The 19,753-nt window shown below is 63.6% G+C and carries 18 protein-coding genes and 2 tRNA genes; 13 read left to right on the plus strand and 7 right to left on the minus strand.

The genetic code is table 11. The features are described 5' to 3' along the window. The 4 genes from ACODR8_RS19125 to ACODR8_RS19140 all read left to right on the plus strand — a co-directional run. The coding region (locus ACODR8_RS19125; RefSeq protein WP_489008728.1) for a hypothetical protein at positions 1 to 280 on the plus strand (280 nt) is incomplete at its 5' end. Continuing rightward, on the plus strand, positions 277 to 777 hold the full coding sequence (locus tag ACODR8_RS19130; RefSeq protein WP_489008729.1) for a DNA-deoxyinosine glycosylase: 501 nt from the start codon (positions 277 to 279) through the stop codon (positions 775 to 777). The genes ACODR8_RS19125 and ACODR8_RS19130, both read left to right, overlap by 4 nt. Before the next feature lie 85 nt (positions 778 to 862). Beyond that, entirely contained in the window at positions 863 to 2,413 is a 1,551-nt protein-coding gene (locus tag ACODR8_RS19135; protein ID WP_489008730.1) for an alkaline phosphatase D family protein, read from the plus strand. A 50-nt stretch (positions 2,414 to 2,463) separates the two neighbouring features. Next, positions 2,464 to 2,931, plus strand: coding sequence for a MaoC family dehydratase (locus ACODR8_RS19140; protein ID WP_489008731.1), 468 nt, complete (start codon positions 2,464 to 2,466; stop codon positions 2,929 to 2,931). 93 nt (positions 2,932 to 3,024) lie between these two features. Here the strand turns inward: ACODR8_RS19140 and ACODR8_RS19145 are convergent, their stop codons facing one another. Both ACODR8_RS19145 and mutL read right to left on the minus strand, forming a co-directional pair. Continuing rightward, the gene (locus tag ACODR8_RS19145) at positions 3,025 to 3,522 is read right to left on the minus strand and encodes a hypothetical protein (RefSeq protein WP_489008732.1); all 498 of its coding nucleotides are present in this window, start codon (positions 3,520 to 3,522) and stop codon (positions 3,025 to 3,027) included. 4 nt (positions 3,523 to 3,526) lie between these two features. Beyond that, the gene (gene mutL, locus ACODR8_RS19150; RefSeq protein ID WP_489008733.1) at positions 3,527 to 5,314 is read right to left on the minus strand and encodes a DNA mismatch repair endonuclease MutL; all 1,788 of its coding nucleotides are present in this window, start codon (positions 5,312 to 5,314) and stop codon (positions 3,527 to 3,529) included. A gap of 174 nt (positions 5,315 to 5,488) precedes the next feature. Between mutL and ACODR8_RS19155 the strand changes: the two genes are divergently transcribed. From ACODR8_RS19155 to ACODR8_RS19185, 7 genes are all read left to right on the plus strand, one after another. Beyond that, on the plus strand, positions 5,489 to 6,535 hold the full coding sequence (locus tag ACODR8_RS19155) for a rod shape-determining protein (protein WP_006957952.1): 1,047 nt from the start codon (positions 5,489 to 5,491) through the stop codon (positions 6,533 to 6,535). A 30-nt stretch (positions 6,536 to 6,565) separates the two neighbouring features. Beyond that, positions 6,566 to 7,480, plus strand: coding sequence for a rod shape-determining protein MreC (mreC, locus tag ACODR8_RS19160; RefSeq protein WP_489008734.1), 915 nt, complete (start codon positions 6,566 to 6,568; stop codon positions 7,478 to 7,480). Beyond that, entirely contained in the window at positions 7,477 to 8,004 is a 528-nt protein-coding gene (mreD, locus tag ACODR8_RS19165; RefSeq protein WP_489008735.1) for a rod shape-determining protein MreD, read from the plus strand. The genes mreC and mreD overlap by 4 nt, the downstream gene beginning before the upstream one ends. Next, on the plus strand, positions 8,001 to 10,079 hold the full coding sequence (gene mrdA / locus ACODR8_RS19170; RefSeq protein WP_489008736.1) for a penicillin-binding protein 2: 2,079 nt from the start codon (positions 8,001 to 8,003) through the stop codon (positions 10,077 to 10,079). The genes mreD and mrdA overlap by 4 nt, the downstream gene beginning before the upstream one ends. After that, positions 10,076 to 11,188: a rod shape-determining protein RodA gene (gene rodA / locus ACODR8_RS19175; RefSeq protein WP_489008737.1), complete on the plus strand. Its 1,113-nt coding sequence runs from the start codon at positions 10,076 to 10,078 to the stop codon at positions 11,186 to 11,188. Before mrdA ends, rodA begins: the two co-directional genes overlap by 4 nt. 135 nt (positions 11,189 to 11,323) lie before the next feature. After that, positions 11,324 to 11,399 (plus strand) — tRNA-Lys (locus tag ACODR8_RS19180). Between the two features lie 162 nt (positions 11,400 to 11,561). After that, positions 11,562 to 12,089, plus strand: a complete 528-nt coding sequence (locus ACODR8_RS19185) for a hypothetical protein (RefSeq protein WP_489008738.1) — start codon at positions 11,562 to 11,564, stop codon at positions 12,087 to 12,089. Positions 12,090 to 12,444: 355 nt separating this feature from the next. On the opposite strand, the gene ACODR8_RS19190 is transcribed toward ACODR8_RS19185, so the two are convergent. Then, positions 12,445 to 13,107: an OmpW/AlkL family protein gene (locus tag ACODR8_RS19190; RefSeq protein WP_489008739.1), complete on the minus strand. Its 663-nt coding sequence runs from the start codon at positions 13,105 to 13,107 to the stop codon at positions 12,445 to 12,447. Between the two features lie 135 nt (positions 13,108 to 13,242). Here ACODR8_RS19190 and hemN point away from each other — a divergent pair, with 135 nt between their 5' ends. Next, positions 13,243 to 14,550 carry an oxygen-independent coproporphyrinogen III oxidase gene (gene hemN / locus ACODR8_RS19195; protein ID WP_489008740.1) on the plus strand — a complete coding sequence of 436 codons (1,308 nt, stop codon included), beginning with the start codon at positions 13,243 to 13,245 and terminating at the stop codon, positions 14,548 to 14,550. Between the two features lie 260 nt (positions 14,551 to 14,810). Here the strand turns inward: hemN and ACODR8_RS19200 are convergent. The 3 genes from ACODR8_RS19200 to ACODR8_RS19210 form a co-directional block, all read right to left on the minus strand. Continuing rightward, positions 14,811 to 14,887, minus strand: a tRNA-Ile gene (locus ACODR8_RS19200). Positions 14,888 to 14,919: 32 nt separating this feature from the next. Further along, on the minus strand, positions 14,920 to 15,957 hold the full coding sequence (locus ACODR8_RS19205) for a polysaccharide deacetylase family protein (RefSeq protein ID WP_489008741.1): 1,038 nt from the start codon (positions 15,955 to 15,957) through the stop codon (positions 14,920 to 14,922). A gap of 46 nt (positions 15,958 to 16,003) precedes the next feature. Then, positions 16,004 to 17,728 carry a sensor histidine kinase gene (locus ACODR8_RS19210; protein WP_489008742.1) on the minus strand — a complete coding sequence of 575 codons (1,725 nt, stop codon included), beginning with the start codon at positions 17,726 to 17,728 and terminating at the stop codon, positions 16,004 to 16,006. A 203-nt stretch (positions 17,729 to 17,931) separates the two neighbouring features. Here ACODR8_RS19210 and ACODR8_RS19215 point away from each other — a divergent pair, with 203 nt between their 5' ends. After that, the gene (locus ACODR8_RS19215) at positions 17,932 to 18,405 is read left to right on the plus strand and encodes an Lrp/AsnC family transcriptional regulator (protein ID WP_006950751.1); all 474 of its coding nucleotides are present in this window, start codon (positions 17,932 to 17,934) and stop codon (positions 18,403 to 18,405) included. A gap of 44 nt (positions 18,406 to 18,449) precedes the next feature. Here the strand turns inward: ACODR8_RS19215 and ACODR8_RS19220 are convergent, their stop codons facing one another. Further along, positions 18,450 to 19,691, minus strand: a complete 1,242-nt coding sequence (locus ACODR8_RS19220) for a hypothetical protein (RefSeq protein WP_489008743.1) — start codon at positions 19,689 to 19,691, stop codon at positions 18,450 to 18,452. Positions 19,692 to 19,753: the final 62 nt, after the last annotated feature.

A 19,753-nucleotide genomic window follows, 5' to 3' on the forward strand; every position in this document is an offset into this window, starting at 1 on the left:
AGTCCGATCCTCTACCGAGGATACCCGCTGTTACACCATCCCGCGGGACACGATCCTTCCTCTCGACATAATGAGTATGGAAGAGGGATTGATTGGTGCCGAAACATTCGCAGCGGTTGATTATCGAAACAACCGAAAATTGACACGTGATCTGGACGTCATGGCTCTTCGTAACGAGCAACACCGGTATGTATTTTTTGCGTCCCCCACATTCCCCACAACTGAGCGGCAAATTAAGCTGGAGCGCCATGGTGTTCAAGTTTGGTCAGTTGAGATTTGAAGCCTACGCTCAAATTCGCCTTTCCGCCCAGCGTCGATGCTGACACAAGGCTGCTGATTCTGGGCAGCCTGCCGGGCGATGTGTCGATCGCACGACAGGAATATTATGCGCATCGGGGCAATGCGTTCTGGGCGCTGATCGGCGATGTGCTGGGCGAGGCATTGGCGGGACAGCCCTATGCGCTGCGGCTGGAGCGGTTGCGGGCGCGAGGTGTCGGGCTGTGGGATGTGATGGCCAGCGCCACCCGGCCCGGCAGTCTGGACAGCGCGATCAGCGATGCGGACGTGCGCGACCTGAGCGCTTTCGTCGCCGCTCTGCCCGCTTTGCAGGCGGTGGCGTTCAACGGCAAGACGGCGGCGCTGCACGGGCGACGGCAATTGGGCGCGCGGGGTGACCTGATGCTGATCGACCTGCCCTCCTCCAGCGGCGCTCATGCCACATTGTCGCGCGCGCAAAAGGCGCAGGCGTGGCGGGTGCTCTGCGACTGGATCGTCTGAGGGGCTGCATATCTCTGTCATATTGCGCGGCTAGATCAGCAGGCTAAGAGACAGTATTAAAACAGCTTCACAGAAGGTCGCCCCCATGTTTTCCCGTCGCCAGTTGTTGACCGTTGCCACCACCGCCCCGCTGATCGGCGCGCCGGCTTTGTTGAAGGCGCAAAGCTGGTTTGCGGGCTATCCCTTCGCTTTGGGGGTGACGTCGGGTGATCCGGCGGCGGACGGCTTCGTCATCTGGACCAAGCTTGCCCCCAAGCCGTTCGAGCCGCATGGCGGGATGCCGATGGTGCCGCTGCCCGTGAAGTGGGAGGTGGCGAGCGACGACAGGTTCAAGACGATCGTGGCATCGGGCGAGGCGACCGCGCGGCCGGAACTGGGGCATAGCGTCCATGTTGAGGTGGCGGGATTGCAGCCCGACCGGCCCTATTGGTATCGTTTTTCGCTGGGCAGCGACCAGTCGTCGCGCGGGCGGGCGCGGACTTTGCCGTTGGCATCGGCCAGCCCCACTGCCCTCAAATTCGGGGTCGCAGGCTGCCAAAATTATGAGGATGGGCTGTTCACCGCCTTCCGCCATCTGGCGCGCGAGGATGACCTGAATTTCGTCTATCATTATGGCGACTTCATCTACGAATATAAGCAGCGGGGGCCGGACTATGACAAGGACGGGCTGCCGGAGGATCAGATCCGCCATCATATCGGCCAGGACTGTTTCGACGTGGCCGACTATCGGCTGCGCTATGCCCAATATCTGAGCGATTATGATTTGCAGGCGGCGCGGGCGAAACACACATGGTTTTCGACCTTCGACGACCATGAGGTGGAGAATAACTGGACCGGCGACCATAATTGGAAGGATGTGCCGCCGGAGATATTCCGCCTGCGTCGGCAGGCGGGCTTGCAGGTCTGGTATGAATATATGCCGGTGCGGGCCGCGATGCTGCCGCGCGACGGCATCATCACCAACATGTATCGCGAGGCGCGCTTTGGCGACCTGCTGTCGATCGATTTTCTCGATACGCGATCCTTCCGCAGCGCCCAGCCATGCGATGACGGGTTCAAACCCTATTGCCCCGGCATTGACGACAGCAAGGCGCAGGTGATTTCCGCCGAGGAGGAAAGTTGGCTGGTGCGCAACATGACGCGGGGCCAGACCAAGTGGAACTGCCTGGCGCAGCAGGTGATGATGATGTCGCTCGACCGGCGGCGCTATGCGGACGAGAAGGCGAAAATCTATAATATCGACAGCTGGGCAGGCTATAGCGCACCGCGCAACCGCTTGTTGGCGAAGATGCGCGGGTTGGACAATGTCGTGGTGCTGACGGGCGACGAGCATCAGAATTTCGCCGGGCTGCTCGACAATGGCGACAAGACGGTGGCGGTGGAATTTGTGTCCACATCCATATCGTCAGGCGGCAACGGGTCCGACCGGCGGACCGGCAGCGACATGATGCTGAAGAACAACCCGGAGCTGAAATTCATCAACGACCAGCGCGGCTATCTGGTCTGCGAGGTGACGCCCGACGCCTGGACGACCAAGGCACGGGTGATGGATCAGGTGTCGACGCCCGGCGGCGCGATCAGCACGCGGGCGAGCATCACCGTGCCGCGTGGCCAACCCTCGCTCCAGATCAGTTGACATTGACGTAAACGTAAGCCGGCATTAGGTCCGTCATGAAAGGAAATGCCATGACGGACGCGACGGTCTATTTCGAGGATATTGAAGTGGGCGACAGCTTCGCCTTCGGCCCGCTGACGGTGAGCCGGGAGGAGACGATCACCTTTGCTGCCGAGTTCGACGCGCAGCCTTTCCATTTGTCGGACGAGGCGGCGGCGGCCACCCATTTCGGCACGCTGTCGGCCAGCGGATGGCACACCACCGCTTTGTTCATGAAGATGTTTGTAACCGAAATGCAGCGCGATCCGGGGCGGCAGGCGGCGAGCCTGGGTGCTATGGGGGTGGACGAGCTGCGCTGGCTGCGCCCGGTGCGGCCCGGCGACACGCTGCGCGGCACCAGCGAGGTGATCGACAAGAAGGTATCGCAAAGCCGCCCGGAAATGGGGATCGTGCGCAGCAAGGTGACGATCCTCAATCAGGACGACAAGCCGGTGCTGACGATGATCCCGATCGCAATGTGGCGGACGCGACCGGTTTGAGTTTGGTTTAGTAGCGGCGTGTTCCCGCGTAGGCGGGAACCCAGTTTGACCGTGGGACTGGGTTCCGGCCTGCGCGGGAACACGCTGGGTTGATTATAGGGGCTGGTTCGCCTTCGCATCCGCCGCCATCACCCGCACGGCCGCGGCCTTCGATCCGGCGATCTGCACCAGGTGCCGCCCGGCGGGGAGGTCGAACCAGACGATCTTGCGGATGCCAGAGCAAGCCGGGCCATGGCCATGCTCGACCGAGGGGACGGCGGTGGTGCCAGTCGCGACATCGACCCAGGCCGGGCCGTCGAGCGCAATCCCCACCCGTGCCGGCTGTTTGAGCGACAGGGTGAAGAGGCCGCCATGCCCCTCCTTCGCACCCTTGCCCGGTGGCGTGGCGAACTGGACATGGGCGGCGGGGATGAGGGTCGCGACGACCGGCTTGCCCAGGATCAGCGCGGGTGCGCCATGGGCTTGCGCGCCAGCCCTGGCCTGTCCGCTCTGGGTCCAGCTGGTCCAGGGTTCGGCGAGCGGTGCGGGGGTGGCGCATTCCGCGGCCGCGACCGGGGCAGCGACCAGTAACAAGGCAGCGAGGATGGTCATCGGATCACTTCCTTCCGAACAATTTTTCTATGTCGCCATGGCCCAGCTTCACCCAGGTCGGTCGGCCATGGTTGCACTGGCCAGAGCGCGGCGTCACTTCCATTTCGCGGAGCAGCGCGTTCATTTCCGCGACGCTCAGCACCCGGCCTGCGCGGACCGATCCGTGGCAGGCCATGGTCGCGGCGACGAGGTCCAGCCGTTCTTTCAAGGACAGGGCGCTGTCATAGGCGGCGAGATCGTCTGCCAGGTCTTTGACGAGGCCTTGCACGTCCGACTGTCCGAGCATGGCGGGGACAGCGCGGACAAGCATGGCCGAGGGGCCGAAGCGTTCGAGGTCGAGGCCGAAGTCGCGCAATTCTGCGGCGCGCGCCTCCAGCCGGTCGCAAGCGGGTTCTTCCAGTTCGACGACTTCGGGGAGCAGCAGCGCCTGCGACTGGACGCCCTGCCCCTCCATCGCGCGGCGCATCCTCTCCAGCGTCAGCCGTTCATGGGCGGCGTGCTGGTCGACGATGACGAGGCCGTCCTCGGCTTCCGCGACGATATAGGTGCGCGCGACCTGGCCGCGGGCGACGCCGAGCGGGAAGCTCTGGCCTTCGGGTGCGGGGGCCATGGCGGGTTCGGCGCGGGCCTGGGGCGGCGGCGTCATGAAATTCGACCGGCGATCGCCGAAGGAGGAGGATGAGGCGAGCGGGTTGTAGCTGACCGATGCGGCGTCGAAGATCGGCATCGCGCCAATCGGCGTGGGCGAGACGGGTTCGGCGCGCCAGGCGGAAAGTGCGGCGGGATCGGCGTTCTGGACCGAACGAAAACCCTGTTCGTCCAGCGCACGGCGCAGGCCGGAGATGATCATGCCCCGGATCATGGCAGGATCGCGGAAGCGCACCTCGGTCTTGGCGGGGTGGACGTTGACGTCCACGTCGAGCGGCGGCACGTCGAGAAACAGGGCGACGACGGGATGGCGATCGCGCGCCAGCATGTCGGCATAGGCGCCCCGCAGCGCGCCGATCAGCAGCCGGTCGCGCACCGGGCGGCCATTGACGAACAGATATTGATGATCGCCCACGCCCCGATTGTAGGTGGGGATGGAGGCGACGCCGGACAGGCGCACGCCTTCGCGCTCCAGGCTGACGATGACATGGTTTTCGGCCAGCGCCCGGTCGGTGAGCGCGGCCACCCTTTCCTCCCGCGCGTCGCCCGCCTGCACGCCGAGCGTCCGGCGACCGTCATGTTCCAGCGCAAACGCGACGGCGGGATGTGCCATTGCGAGACGGCGGACGATGTCGAGACAGGCGGCATATTCGGCCTTGGCCGATCGCAGGAATTTGCGGCGGGCGGGGACTTTGGCGAAAAGCTGCTCGATCGTCACGCGGGTGCCGGGCGGCAGCGCGGCTGGTCCCTCCGCCACCAGTTGGCCATTATCGACCGTGCGGTTCCAGCCTTCGCCGCCCTGCCGCCGGCTGTCGATCGACAGGCGGGCGACGCTGGCGATGGAGGGGAGCGCTTCGCCACGGAAACCCAGAGTGGCCACATTTTCAATGGCATCGTCATCAGGCATTTTGGACGTGGCGTGACGCTCCAGCGCCAGCGCCATGTCCGCCGAATCCATGCCGACGCCGTCGTCGCTCACCTCGATCCGATCGAGGCCGCCATTGGACAGGCGGATGGCGATGCGAGTCGCGCCTGCGTCCAAAGCGTTTTCGACGATTTCCTTCAGCGCGCTGGCGGGTCTTTCGACCACTTCACCGGCAGCGATACGATTGACCAGATGTTCGGGCAGGCGGCGTATTGACATTGATTAGGGACTAGCCCAATCGGTCGCTTTCCGCGACCCGCGAGGCCAAATATTTTGCACTGCACAGGATGACTGAACAGGGCAGAAGCCATGCGGCGCAGCGGACGAACGGAACAGCTTTCCGACCGGTCCCCAAGTCGCGTCGCGGGGACGGCGGGCGATACAGGATAAGGCATGTCGATCTTCTCGCGTCTCTTCAAATTCACTTCGCAGGATATGGCCATTGACCTGGGCACCGCCAACACGGTGGTCTATGTGCGCGGTCGCGGCATCGTCTTGAACGAGCCGTCGGTGGTGGCGGTCGAAACGCTCAATGGCGTAAAGCGGGTGAAGGCGGTCGGCGTCGACGCCAAGCTGATGATGGGCAAGACCCCGGATTCGATCGAGGCCATCCGGCCGCTGCGTGATGGCGTGATCGCCGACATCGATGTCGCAGAACAGATGATCAAGCATTTCATCACCAAGGTGCATGGCGGCAAGCACAGCCCCTGGCGCGCGCCCGAAATCGTGATCTGCGTGCCGTCAGGCTCGACCAGCGTCGAGCGGCGCGCCATTCGCGACGCGGCCAGCAATGCCGGTGCGCGGCAGGTGTTCCTGATCGAGGAGCCGATGGCCGCCGCGATCGGGGCCGACATGCCGGTGACCGAGCCGATCGGTTCGATGGTGGTCGATATTGGCGGTGGCACGACCGAAGTTGCCGTGCTGTCGCTGCGCGGCCTGGCCTATACCACCAGCGTCCGCGTGGGCGGCGACAAGATGGACGAGGCGATCGTATCCTTCGTGCGTCGCCATCATAACCTGCTGATCGGCGAAGCCACGGCGGAACGGATCAAGAAGCAATATGGCATCGCCCAGTCGCCCGCCGATGGCGTGGGCGAGACGATCCATATCAAGGGTCGCGACCTGGTGAATGGCGTGCCCAAGGAAATCAGCATCAATCAGGGCCAGATTGCCGATGCGCTGGCCGAGCCGATCAGCACGATCGTGGAAGGCGTGCGGATTGCGCTGGAAAATACCGCGCCTGAACTGGCCGCCGATATCGTCGATCAGGGCATCGTCCTGACCGGTGGCGGCGCGCTGCTGAAGGGGCTGGATGACGAGCTGCGCGACGAGACTGGCCTGCCCGTCACCATCGCCGAAGATCCGCTGACCTGCGTGGCGATCGGCACTGGCCGCGCGATGGAAGATCCGATCTTCCGGGGTGTATTGCAAACCGCCTGATCGGTAGGCCAGAGCGAAAGGGACGCGGTGATGGCGCGGCCACCCAGCCGCCGCCCCGGACACAACCGGAAGGCGCAATATAGCCTGTTCGCCAGCTATGTGGTGGCGATCACCGGCGCAGCGATCGGGCTGTTGCTGGTTGTTGTCGCGATCTTCGATCCCACGGGTTTTGCAGGGATTCGCGCGGTCACGGCCGAAGTGACGCGCCCTGTGTCGGCGGGCCTGAAAAATATGGTGAGCGGCGTCAGCTCCGTCGATGAGGTGCTGGCCGCCTATTGGCGCGCGGGATCGCAAAATGTCGCGCTGCGCCGTCAGGTCGAGGCGGACCGCAACCGCATCATCGAAGCCAAGGCCGTCGCGCAGGAAAATGCGCGGCTCAAGAAGTTGCTGAAGCTGGTGGACGAGGATGCCAGCCAGTTGCTGACGGCGCGGCTGATCTCTTCCTCCTCCAGCAGCGCGCGGCGCTTTGCGCGCCTCAATGCCGGGCGCTGGCAGGGCGTGCTGCCGGGGATGCCGGTGCGTGCGACCGAGGGGCTGATCGGGCGGGTCCACAGCACCACGCCCAACACGTCCGACGTGCTGTTGCTGACCGACACCGGCAGCATCGTTCCGGTCCGCCGGGCGAGCGACAATATCCCCGCCATTTCGACCGGAGCTGGCGATGGATCGCTGGAAATTCGGGCGCTGTCGGCGGGGCGCAATCCGTTCAAGCCGGGCGACCTGCTGGTGACGTCTGGCATTGGCGGCATTTATCAACCCAACATCCCGGTCGCGGTGATCGTGCGGGTGCAGGGTGAGATCGCCTGGGGCTTCCCGCTCGCCAATCCCTCGCGCGTCGATGCGGTCGTGGTCGAGCGGGCCTATGAGCAGGTCGTGACCCGGCCCGATCCTGCCGCGCCCGCCCCGCCGCAGGGCGCTGAGCCGGGTAACGCCGCGACGCCATGATCGACCGACATCTCTACCATGTGCCGCGTCTGGGGCGGAACCCGTCCCGCTTCCGGCTGGCGGGCATCCCGGTGATCACCGTCATGCTGGGATCGACCGTCACCGCGCTGCCGCTGATCGCGCAATCGCCGGTGATGCCGCCCTTCGGCCTGCTGATCCTGCTGTCCTGGCGGTTGCTGCGCCCGGAATTGTGGCGGGCGTGGATCGGGCTGCCGCTGGGCCTGTTCGACGATATGATGAGCGGCCAGCCGATCGGGTGCGCCATGTTCCTGTGGACGGTCATGCTGATGGGCGTCGACGCGATCGAACATCGCATGATATGGCGCAGTTACCGGCAGGACTGGCTGATCGCCGGTTTCGCCATTATATTCTGCATGGCCGGTGGGTTGTTTTTTGCCCGCATCACCGGCGGAGGCGATGTGAGGTTCCTGTTGGTCGCGCCACAGATGTTCTGGACGATATTGCTGTTTCCCTTCGTCGTCCGGCAATGCGCGCGGATTGACCGCTGGCGTGTGATGGCATGAAGTTCCCCGGCCCCAAACATAAGATCATCACCGAAGCTGCCCAGACCTTCACCTTCACCCGCCGCACCATGGTGCTGGGGGCGATACAGGGGGGAATTGGTGCGCTGCTGGCCGCGCGCATGGCGTGGATCAGCATTGCGGAAAATGAGAAATATACGCTGCTGTCGGAGAGCAACCGGGTCAACCTGACGCTGATCCCGCCACGCCGGGGCTGGATCATCGACCGTAATGGGCGGCCACTGGCGAACAACCGCACCGACTTTCGCGTCGACCTGATCCCGCAGCGGGTAGTGGATGCCGATGCGACGGTGAAGCATCTGGCGCAATTGCTGAGCCTGGAATCGGACGAGGTCGATCGCATCCGCGAGGAACTGGACAAGTCGGCGGGCTTCCGCCCGGTGCAGGTCGCCGACAAGCTGACTTACGACCAATATGCCGCCGTCAGCGTGCGCCTGCCCGACCTGCCCGGCGTAGCGCCCAGCCAAGGGTTTTCGCGCCATTATCCCGCCGGGTCCACGGTCGGCCATCTGCTGGGCTATGTCGGCGCAGCAACGGCGGAGGAATATAAGGAACGCAAGAACCCGTTGCTGATCACGCCGGGCTTCAAGGTCGGCAAGGACGGGCTGGAGCGCGCGTTTGACGAGCATCTGACCGGCCAGCCGGGCGCCAAGCGGGTGGAAGTGACCGCGCGCGGCAAGATTGTGCGCGAACTCACTACCCGACCCGATACGCCGGGCCATTCGATCAAGCTGACGATCGACGCGGGATTGCAGGAATATGCCGGGCGGCGGCTGGCGACCCAGAGCGGCTCCGTGGTCGTCATCGATTGCACCAATGGCGACGTGCTGGCGATGGCGTCGATGCCCAGTTTCGACCCCAACAGCTTTTCCGACGGCATCAGCCAGCTGGAATGGGCGATGCTGTCGCAGGACGACCATGTGCCGTTGCGCAACAAGACGTTGCAGGGCCTATATCCGCCCGGATCGACGGTGAAGCCGATGGTGGCGCTGGCACTGCTGGAGGCAGGAATCGGGCCGCAGGAGACGGTCGGATGCGCCGGTGCGCTGCGGGTCGGCAATACGCTGTTCCACTGTCACAAGCGGCGCGGCCATGGCGCGGTCAATATGCGCACGGCGATCGCCCAGAGCTGCGACATATATTTCTACCAGATGGCCCAGCGGATCGGCATGGACCGGATCGCGGCGATGGCGCGGCGGTGCGGCATGGGGCAGCGGTTCGACCTGCCCTTCCCCAGCCAGAGTTATGGCACGGTGCCAGACCCGGCCTGGAAGCTGAAGAAATATGACCAGAAATGGCAGGTGTACGACACGGTGAACGCCACCATCGGTCAGGGCTATATGTTGATCAACCCGTTGCAGATGGCGGTGATGGCGGCGCGGCTGGCGACCGGCAAGCAGTTGATGCCCAATTTCCTGCATGGCGCGAAACGGCCTGCGCCCTCCTCCGTCGGTGCGTCGGAAGAGCATCTGGCGATCATCCGTGACGCCATGAGCGCGGTGGTCAATGGCGGCGGCACCGGCGGGGCCGCGCGCATGGCCATTCCCGATGTGCTGATCGCGGGCAAGACCGGCACCGCGCAGGTCCGGCGGATCACCATGGCGGAACGCGCAGGCGGGGTGCGACGCGACGCTTCGCTGGCGTTCAAGCTGCGCGACCATGCGCTGTTCCAGGGGTTCGCGCCATTCGACAACCCGCGCTATGCGGTCGGCTGCATCATCGAACATGGCGGGCATATGATCCGCAACGAGGATGCGCCGATGATCGCAAGCGATACGCTGTCCTATCTGTTCGATCCCAAAAAGGCGATGGAGAAGCTGGAGACGCTGGAGAAAGGCTGGGGCGGCACCCCAACGGAGCGGCAGGCGCGGCAGATGGGCGCGTTCCGCCTGGCCCGCGCGATCGAGAAGGGCGAAGTGCCACCACCCGCCGCCGACAATGCCAGCAATGCGGCAGAGGCCGGCAACAGCGCCACGCCACCGCCTGCTCCCCCAGCAGCCGATGAGGCAGGCGACGTCCCGCCCCCGCCCGGCAGCAATGTGGCCGACGCCCCATGAGCATCATTCCCCAGCCCCTCACCCAATTTCCCTGGCGCGTTCTGGCGCTGCTGCTGGCCATCGCGATTTTCGGCACGCTGGTTCTCTACAGCGCGGCGGGCGGCAGCATCTTTCCCTGGGCGACCAATCAGGCGGTGCGCTTCTGCGTGTTTTCCGGGATGGCGCTGGTGCTGAGCCGAATTCCGCTGGAGATTTTCGCGCGCTTTGCCTTTCCCGCTTATGCCGGCGTGCTGATCGCACTGTTTCTGGTCGAACTGATCGGCGGGGTCGCGGGGGGCAGCCAGCGCTGGATTAACCTCGGCTTCATGCAGCTTCAGCCGTCTGAATTTATGAAGCCGATCATCGTGCTGGCGGTCGCGCGATTCTATGCCCGATTGCCCGTGGGCGAAATCCGCAGCTGGAACGCGATCTGGCCCGCGCTGGTGCTGATCGGCTTGCCATGGGCGCTGGTGCTGGTGCAGCCCGACCTTGGCACCGCCACGATGATTCTGGCGGGCGGCGTGACCGTCATGTTCCTGGCCGGGCTGCCGCTGCGGCTGTTCATCGGATCGGGACTGACGCTGGCGGCGATCGTGCCGGTCGCTTTCAGCTTCCTGCACGACTATCAGCAAAAGCGCGTCCTCATCTTCATGGACCCGGAAAGCGATCCGCTGGGCGCGGGCTATCATATCAGCCAGTCGAAGATCGCGATCGGTTCGGGCGGCATCTGGGGCAAGGGCTTTCTACAGGGGTCGCAAAGCCATCTCGACTATCTGCCCGAAGGCCATACCGATTTCGTGTTCGCCACCATGGCGGAGGAATGGGGGATGGCGGGCGGCCTGTTGCTGATCGGCGCATTCATGCTGCTGTTCCGCTGGGGTCTGCGCGTGGCCATGCGCACGAGCGACCGCTTCGCCCGGCTGGTCGCGGCGGGGCTGACGACGACGATCTTCTTCTATGTCGCGATCAACCTGATGATGGTGATGGGGCTGGCCCCGGTTGTGGGCATCCCCCTGCCCTTCATGTCCTATGGCGGATCATCGATGCTGACGGTCATGCTGTGCGTGGGCATCATCATGGCGATCGACCGTTCGAACAGCCGCGCCAGCAACCCCGGCAACTGGGGCTGAAGCCGGGGGCGACACGGAACTGGGCAATATTTCTGCGCCGCAACGCAATTTAGGGTTTGCGAATCCCGATGACGCTGCTAATTGCCCGCCCACGCCAACGGGCACTGGTCATCCAGACCGCCCGGTTGCCGGTGTGGACGCATAGCTCAGTTGGTAGAGCAGCTGACTCTTAATCAGCGGGTCCTTGGTTCGAGCCCAAGTGCGTCCACCATTTTCCCAGCAAGTATAGTAACTTGCTCCGGTAGAAATCGCTCCGAACCGTGCTTGCAATTTGCTTTCAAGCCAATTTGTAGTCGCTCAAACTGCCGTCTTCGGCAACAGGCGTTGAATTTCGACGCCACCTCCGGCAGGCCGATGTTGGGGATGAACGCACATGGTAAGCGACCACTATTCGACGATCGGAGCGGAATATCGCAAGGAGTCGCAGCGCCTTCAAACGAGGGTTCTTTTCTTTGCGCTCTTGCTACTCCTCTCACACTTGCTGGAAATCAAACCGTCGGAGTTTGATGCCGGAGGTTTGAAGGTAGCGATCAAGGACGTTGTGGTCATACGCGGCGGCATGTCCTTGGTCTTTCTTTATCATTTCTGGAATTTAGTTGATTCCACGTTTCAGGGCAGTGTGATGCTACCGATGAAGCCGAACCAGCGAACACTTCGCTTTCTGGTGAGCGTGGCTAAGCGTCCATACAAAAATGAAAAGACTAAGCGGATGGTCCGTCGCACGGCGAAGCAGGTGAAACGTCATGCCTGGTGGTCGATGACCGCGTATCTTCTTTTTATGACGCCGATAGCGCTGGCAATGCTTGCATTGGTGATGCTTGCCATATTCTTCGGAGCGCAAGATGCTTGGGCATTTGCTGAGTTCGCATGGAACCGGAGCATCGAGGTCGACCTGAGATAATTGATTGCGTCTCCCATGTCACATCGTGTTGCCGTCGGCACAGAGCAGCGATAACCGCCGCCACATAGTTACGCGTAAATACACCGCTTTTGATACCGTGTAGCACCTCGCGCTCAACTCATGCGTCAAATGAGCCGAACAGAATGGTGAACGAGGACGGCCTCGGCTTCTTCCAGCTTACCAAGCCGCTACTGAAATACCCGGATTCTTGCCTCTATGGTCAGTCATCGCGGGTGTCCCATACTACCAGTGCGTGCATGTCTAGGCGGGTCTCTGAATATTTTGTGATAGCAAACGGCAAAATGCCCCGGACGACGGATCGTCCGAGCCATTTGTCTGCGCGACAGGTTCGCGATCAGAAGCGCATGCCGACGCCGACGCCGAATACCAGCGGGTCGAGGCCCAGCTTGACGCGCTGGATGCCTGCCGCCGTGGTTGCCAGTCGTGCCCTGGTGTCGATGTCGATATATTTGATGTCGATATTGAGGAAAATTTTGTCGTTCAGGTCGATATCCACGCCCACCTGCCCGGCCCAACCGACGCTATCCTTCATATGCACCTTGGTCTTGCCAACCGCTGTCTCCAGGGCGGTGGATGCATCTTCGGCGTAGAAAAGCGTATAGTTGATGCCCGCACCGACATAAGGGCGGATATGGCCATCGACCACGGGGTGATATTGGATCGTCAGCGTCGGCGGCAGTACCCAGGTCGAGGCGAGCTTGCCGATGCTGCCGGTGGTCCCCGTGCGGCCGCTGGCGCTATGTTTCGTGGTCGCGGCGATCAACTCGAAGCCGATATGGTCGGTCGCCATATAGGTAACGTCGATTTCGGGCATGATGCTGTTGTCCACCGACACCTTTTCGCCCGGAAATGCGGGCAGAACACTGCCGCTCTTTTCGTTGGGCGCGACCATGATCGTGCGCACGCGCAGCAGAATGTCACCCTGTTTGGCCTGGGCCGGTCCGGCAATCAGTGCGCCGGTCATGGCGCCGGCCAGCAAGAAAGTCTTTATGCGCATTATCGTCTCCGTCCCTGATGTTGTGGTCAATAATGGCTTGTAGGCTTGGCCTGCCGGTCGTTCCTTGACGCCGCGCAATCTGAAATTTGATCCTGCGCAATGCGTTGACACGCGGCTGGTGGCAGGCCGCATTCCATGTTCCGTTACCATCCAGATTTGCTGGCGGACCCCGTGCCGCGCTACACCAGCTACCCCACCGCAGCGCAGTTCACCGACGCCGTCGGAGCGCAGGCGCTGGCGGAGCGGCTCGATACGCTGCCCCAGGACGCCGGGATCTCGCTCTATCTGCACATCCCCTATTGCCACGACATCTGCTGGTATTGCGGCTGCAACACCGGGGCCGCGACCCGGCCCCGACGGCTCGCCACCTATGTCGATGCACTGGAGCAGGAAATCGCGATGGTCGCGTCACGCCTGGGCGGGCGGAGGCGCGTGACCCATATCGCCTTTGGCGGTGGCAGCCCGAATTCACTGCCGCTGGTCGACTGGGTCCGGCTCAATCACCAGTTGCTGCTATGTTTTGATACCAGCGCGGCTGCCCTGTCGGTCGAAATCGATCCGCGTCGCCTGGACCAGGCATGGATCGACGCCATGGGCCAGATCGGTGTTTCGCGCGTCAATCTGGGCGTGCAGACCTTTGCGCCGCACGTCCAGCAGGCGATAGGGCGGATGCAGCCGGTCGATATGGTGGAAGCGGCGGTTGCCGGGCTGCGCCGGGTTCAAATCGACGTCGGCTTCGACCTGATGTACGGCCTGCCGGGCCAAAGCGAGGCGGATCTGGCGGAGACACTGGAGACAAGCATCCGCCTGGCGCCAGCGCGTATTGCCCTGTTCGGCTATGCGCATATGCCGCACCTGCTGCATCGCCAGCGCCGGATTGCGCAAGCCGACCTTCCCGACATGGCCATGCGTTTCGCGATGGCGACGCAGGGTCATAAGATGCTGACTGCTGCGGGCTATCGCGCCATCGGCTTTGACCATTTCGCGCTGCCCGACGATCCCCTGGCGCAGGCCGCGACCAGTGGCACGCTGCGACGCAATTTTCAGGGCTTTACCGAGGATGACAGCGACGTTCTGATTGGCCTGGGCGCCAGCGCAATCAGCCAGTTTCCCGACCTGATCGTGCAGAATGAGAAAAATGCCGGTGCCTATAGGGAGTTGGTCGCCCAGGCGCGGCTGACCGCGACGCGCGGCGTCAGGCGCAGCGCTGACGACCAGCAACGCGGCCGACTGATCGAGCGCTTGCTATGCGACGGCGCAGCGCCAAGCGAGGGGATTGGGCAATCCCGCGACCTGGCCAGATTTGTCGACATGGGCATCGCTCGTGTGAATGATGGGATGATCGAAATTCGCCCGGAGGCGCAACCCTATGCCCGGTCCGTCGCGGCCTGCTTCGACGCCTATCTTCGCCCGGCCGAAGGACGATTCAGTCATGCCGTCTAGCAGGCTGATATTGGCGCTGGGCATGATGGCCACGGCGCTTTCGACATCGGCTGATGCGAAAAGCAGTGCCGGGACGGGACGTTATTTTTGCGGCGAAGCACCCATTGACTGGTCGCCACCATGGGAAAAGCCCCGGACCGATGGCCATGACAGCCTTGCCTGTCATCTGATGCTCAGGGAGCAACGGAAGAGAGCGAAATGAGGGTGCGTGTCTGCCGCGCGAGGGGTGCGTGCCAGCATGGATGTGCAATGATGGAAATTGGTGGGCCCGGCAGGACTTGAACCCGCAACCTATCCGTTATGAGCGGACAGCTCTAACCAGTTGAGCTACAGGCCCCACCTTGTCAACGAACGCCCGATTAGGCAGCATCACGCCGCTTGGCAAGCCTCGATACGCATGGGAATGGCGTTAAGAAACTGATCCAGGCTGGCTGCCCCGACGCCCCGTTTCGCGAGATGCGCCAGCACCGCGTCCCACCAGCCGTAAAAGGCGGTGCGGTCGGCCTCATTGCGGACATAGGGGGTATGGCCCGGCTCCAGCGTGGGCGAATGGAAGCTGAAATTGAGGACGGGGACGCCTTCCTCGATCAAGGCGTCGATCGCGGCAATGGCTTCGGCGGCGGAGATGCCTTCGGGAGTTAGCGGCACGCGGCTCAGCATCCGGGCGCGCGACAGGGCGCCGGCGAGCGGTCCCATGGACTGGGCCGCGCGGTAGAGACGTTCGCCCGCGCCGCGCAGCAGGCCGACAAAGGCGGTGGACAGCGGCAATTCCACCAGCGTCCGGTCGGGACCAGCCCAATAGGGCGTCTGGGGCAACCCGCAAAAATCCGGGCCATGCTGGTGACTATAGTCGAAGCGGCTGCGCACCGAACTGTCGAGCCGGAATCCGGCGTCGCGCAGCAACCGCGCGCTGTTGGGACCAACGCCATAGCGACCGGCGCGATAGGCGATGGGCCGCTGGCCAAAGCGCTCCTCGATCCGGCGGCACAGCGCCTCCAGCTTGGCGCGTTCTACCGCTTCGGGCAGGAAGCCGACATAGGAGTTGGCCGCGCTGACTTCCTCGACATGGGGCGGGTTGACCCAAGGGTGGAGATGCGCGCCGATATCGGCGGTGCCGTCGCTGACCCATTGCGCCATCATCGCTGATGCGGCGTCGCTATCGATTACGGGATAATCGGTGACATAGATGGGCTTGACGCCTGCTGCCGCGAAATAGGCCTGCCCCCGCGCCATGCCCCGCAGGGCGGTGACACCATGGCCGGTCCGGCTGAACGGGGCGTTCCAGTCAAATTCTTCTTCGGTATCGACGAATAGCATGAATCGCGTGCCGAACGCAGGATCGAGGGTGATCCTGTCCTGCGGCAAGGGCGGGGCCAGCAGGTTGCCGTCATGGGAGGAAACAGTCATGCGCTACCCATAGCGCGCAATGGTTGCCATAGGGTTGCCGTGCGCGTCAGGCGTGGGCCGTGTCTTCGGCAACGCTGGCGGCGGGAATGGCGAGCAGCAGCCGCCCCGGCTCCACTTCCAGACTGCCGCCACATGTCCCGGCGAGGCTGCGGATCAGCCGTAGCGAAAAGCCCAGCCCCAGCAGCGGGCCATCGGCCCAGTCGCCTTCGGAGGTATAGCCCGGATCGAGCAGTTGCGCTTCTTCCATGCCCGCCAGGCTGGAGGGACGGTCGATGGCCAGCACAACCCGGCCATTGGTGCCTTCGGGCTGGAACCAGCAGGCACCGGTCACCGCCTCCCCCTTTGGCGCGACGGAAATGAGCGTGCGCAACAGATGCTGGACCATGCGTTCGCCTTGCACCGGATCGATCCGCACTGGCGGCAGGTCGGGTGCCATGGCGATGTCCACCGGCGCAGCGCCCTGATCGCGGAAGCGGTTGGCGATCTGGCGCACCAGCGGCTCGGGATCGAGCAATTGCGGCGCACTGACATCGTCGCCGCGCGATACGCGGGCGGCAAGGTCCAGATCGTCGAAGGCCGCCAGCAGATGACGAGCATCAACCGCGATATTGCCCGCCATGTCGCGATATTCTGCGCCCGCCGGGCCGAACAATTCCTGTTCGATAATCTCGGCAAAGCCCAATATGGCGTTCAGCGGTGTGCGCAGTTCATGCACCAGCTGGCGCAGCGAATCCGCCGACAGGCCGCTCAGCCCGTCTGGCGCAGGCGCATGCTGCGCGGCTACTTCGTGCAGGAAGGGACGACGCGCCTGGCCGCGATAGCCCTGAAAGCGGCCTGAACGGGGATCGAAAAAGGGCGTGGCGGACAATCGCCATTCGCCCGCCATCGTCCCGCCGACAATGGCGAACCGGCCATTCTGAAACCCGCTGCGCCGGGCAAAAGCTCCCGCGACATGGCCATCCGGTCCGCTGCCGCCCTCCAGCGCTACTTCGCCCAGCGACAGGCCGATCAGCGCCGCGCGCGGCCCCTGATCGATCCACAGGATGGTGCCTGCGGCGTCCGTCTCGAACGCGAAATCGCGCGGCGGTGCGATGCTGTCAGGCTCCTCTGCCGCCAACGATTCCAGCGGCGGGGGTGGTGGCCGGGTGCTGGTGAAATGGGCGATCCGGTCGACCAGATTGCGAATCTGGTCCTTGTCGCCGACTGGCGCGCGCAGCGGCGTGACCGTGCCGGTCTCCGCCTCCAAATCCAGCGCGTCGTTCGCCGGGACCATGTCTGCGGTAAGCAGCATATCGCTATCGCCCACCATATCCTGCCGCACGGTGGTCAGCACCAGATCGGACGGGCCAAAAGCTTCGAGCGCCAGTCGCGCCGCCGGACCGATATCGCGCCGCCCGCGCAGGACGCCGCGCGCCGTGGGCGTCAGCCGGGGCAGCAAATCTTCCCACATCATGTCGGGCAGTTGCGCCCGTGCCATCGCGGCGGCGGCAATGGAGGGGCGATCATGGGCAAAAAACTCGACCAGACTGGCCGACCGCAGCCGCCCGCCCAGTTCGACGACGGTGGCAATACGCTGCGTTTCCGACAGCTTGGCGCGCAACCCTGCCAATCGGTCGAGCAATGCCGCCCGCTGGTCCGCCGCCATCGGCGCGCGATCGGCGCGGTCATGCTGCGCCAGCAGATCGACGCACTGACGCCACAACGTCACCGCGCCCAGCCCGGCACGGTCCTCGGCGGCCAGCACTGTTTGCATCAGATCGTTGAAACGCACCAATAATCCCCATATGGCCGTGGCGCAGGCAGGTGCCCGGTGCGCTCAGCGGCTGTCACGCACCTACCGATAAGCCCTCGCCCCGCAAAGGAAAAGGGGCTGGTTACGCGAACTAAAGCGATCGTCGCATAGTGGGACAATTGCATTGCCCTGAAACATTATTATGATGGGACAGGAAAACAGGACAGGAAATAAGCACAATAATGGCCGGCCCGAATATCGACGACATTGATCTGCAAATTCTGGGTGAATTGCAGCAGGATGGCAGGATGACCAACGTGGAACTGGCACGCAAGGTCGGCCTGACCGCGCCGCCATGCCTGCGCCGCGTCCGATCGCTGGAGGAAGCGGGAGCCATCACCTCCTACCATGCTGTGGTCGATCCGGGAATGCTGGGCTACACCATCACCGTGTTCGCGATGGTGAGCCTGAAAAGCCAGGCGGAAGCGGACCTCAAAGCCTTTCAGGACCATGTTGCGGAACTGCCAGAGGTTCGCGAATGTCATATGCTGAACGGTGAGATAGATTTCATTCTGAAGGTCGTGGCGAAAGACCTTCAGAGCTTTCAGCAATTTCTGACGTCCAAACTGACGCCAGCGCCCAATGTGGTGAGCGTCAAGACATCGCTCACCATCCGCACGTCGAAGAATCTGCCGGGCGTGCCTTTGCCGGTGTGAATTGTCAGGGGCGGTGCCGGATCATGAGCTGATCCGGCACGCGATCACGCGGCCTTGCGGCTTTGCTGATCGACCCACACCGACCAGAAGCCAGCCACGCTGGCCCAGTTGCCGCTGGCCTGACTCAGAGCCGCCTGCGCGCCGGGCAGGTCGCCCGACCGCGCGAGTGCCACGCCAAGCCGCGCATTCACCCGGCCTGCATCGACACCGCCCTTGGCCAGCGCCAGCCGATATTGCTCGACCGCCTGGGGGAATTGCCCCAGCGAGAAATAGCTGTCGGCCACCGCCTGCGCGTCCTTGCCAGTCGCCGCGCCAGCCGCCTTCTTCGCCTGCGCGGGCAAGGCTGCGATTTCCTTGGTCGCCTTGGGCGTGACCGCTTTCAACAGCGACGTGGTCGCAGGCTGGGTCGCGGTCAGCTTGCCGGCCTTGCGGCCAGCCTCGATGATGGACTTGGCTTCGGCAAAATAGCCGGATTTCTCGGCCAGTTGGGCATAGGCCTGATAATCCCGTTCACTCGCCATCGCGCCATTGGCGGCTTGCAGGCGATACAGGTCGAGCTGGAGCTGCGAATCTATGCCCGCGGCCGACAGATAATTGGTGATCGCCGAACGCCAATCCTCCCGCGCGCCCGCCTGGGTCAGCCGTTCGCGATAGAGCTGGCCGACTTCGGTCCAGTCCCCGGCCTGATAGGCCATGGAAATGGCGCGGTCGGACCATGCGAGCGGCATGGGCTGACCGGAGGCGCGCTGACGGGCCAGCGCCTGCTGGACGAACGGGCGTGCCTCCTTGGACTTGTTGCGGCGCAAGGCAATGTCGGCGCGCAGGAAGGTGGCGTCGATCCCGTCATAACCCAGCGTCTTGGCATAATCGAGCTGCGCCACCGCATCGTCATAATTGCCCACGGCATAGGACAGATAGCCCGCGACATAGCGCAGCCGTGGCGCATCCTTCTTGGGCAAGGCACTGGTCTTGAACAGGTCGGTCAGGGCGATCCGCTGCGCCTGCACGTCGCGGCGCTGCGCCGCCAGTTCGAACCGAAGCCCGGCCGCGACATAATTTTCAAAGTCCGACATGGGCGCCAGCGCCGCGATGCGCGCATTGGCGGTGGTCACGTCACGTGCTTGCAGCGCGGCCTGCGCCGCCGTCACATTGGCGCGAAACGCGTCGGACATGGCAATGACGGGACCGACCGCGACCTGCTTTTTTGCAAAGCCGGGCGTCACCATCAGCAACGCCCCCGCCAAGGCTACCGGCAGGCCCGCAAAAGTGAATGTATGAAATCGCATGGCCCCAAAAGCCTCCCCGGAACGCACTTTATCAATATATTAAAGGCGTGCCGTCGCCGGTC

The organism is Sphingobium sp. FG58 (genome assembly GCF_057809055.1).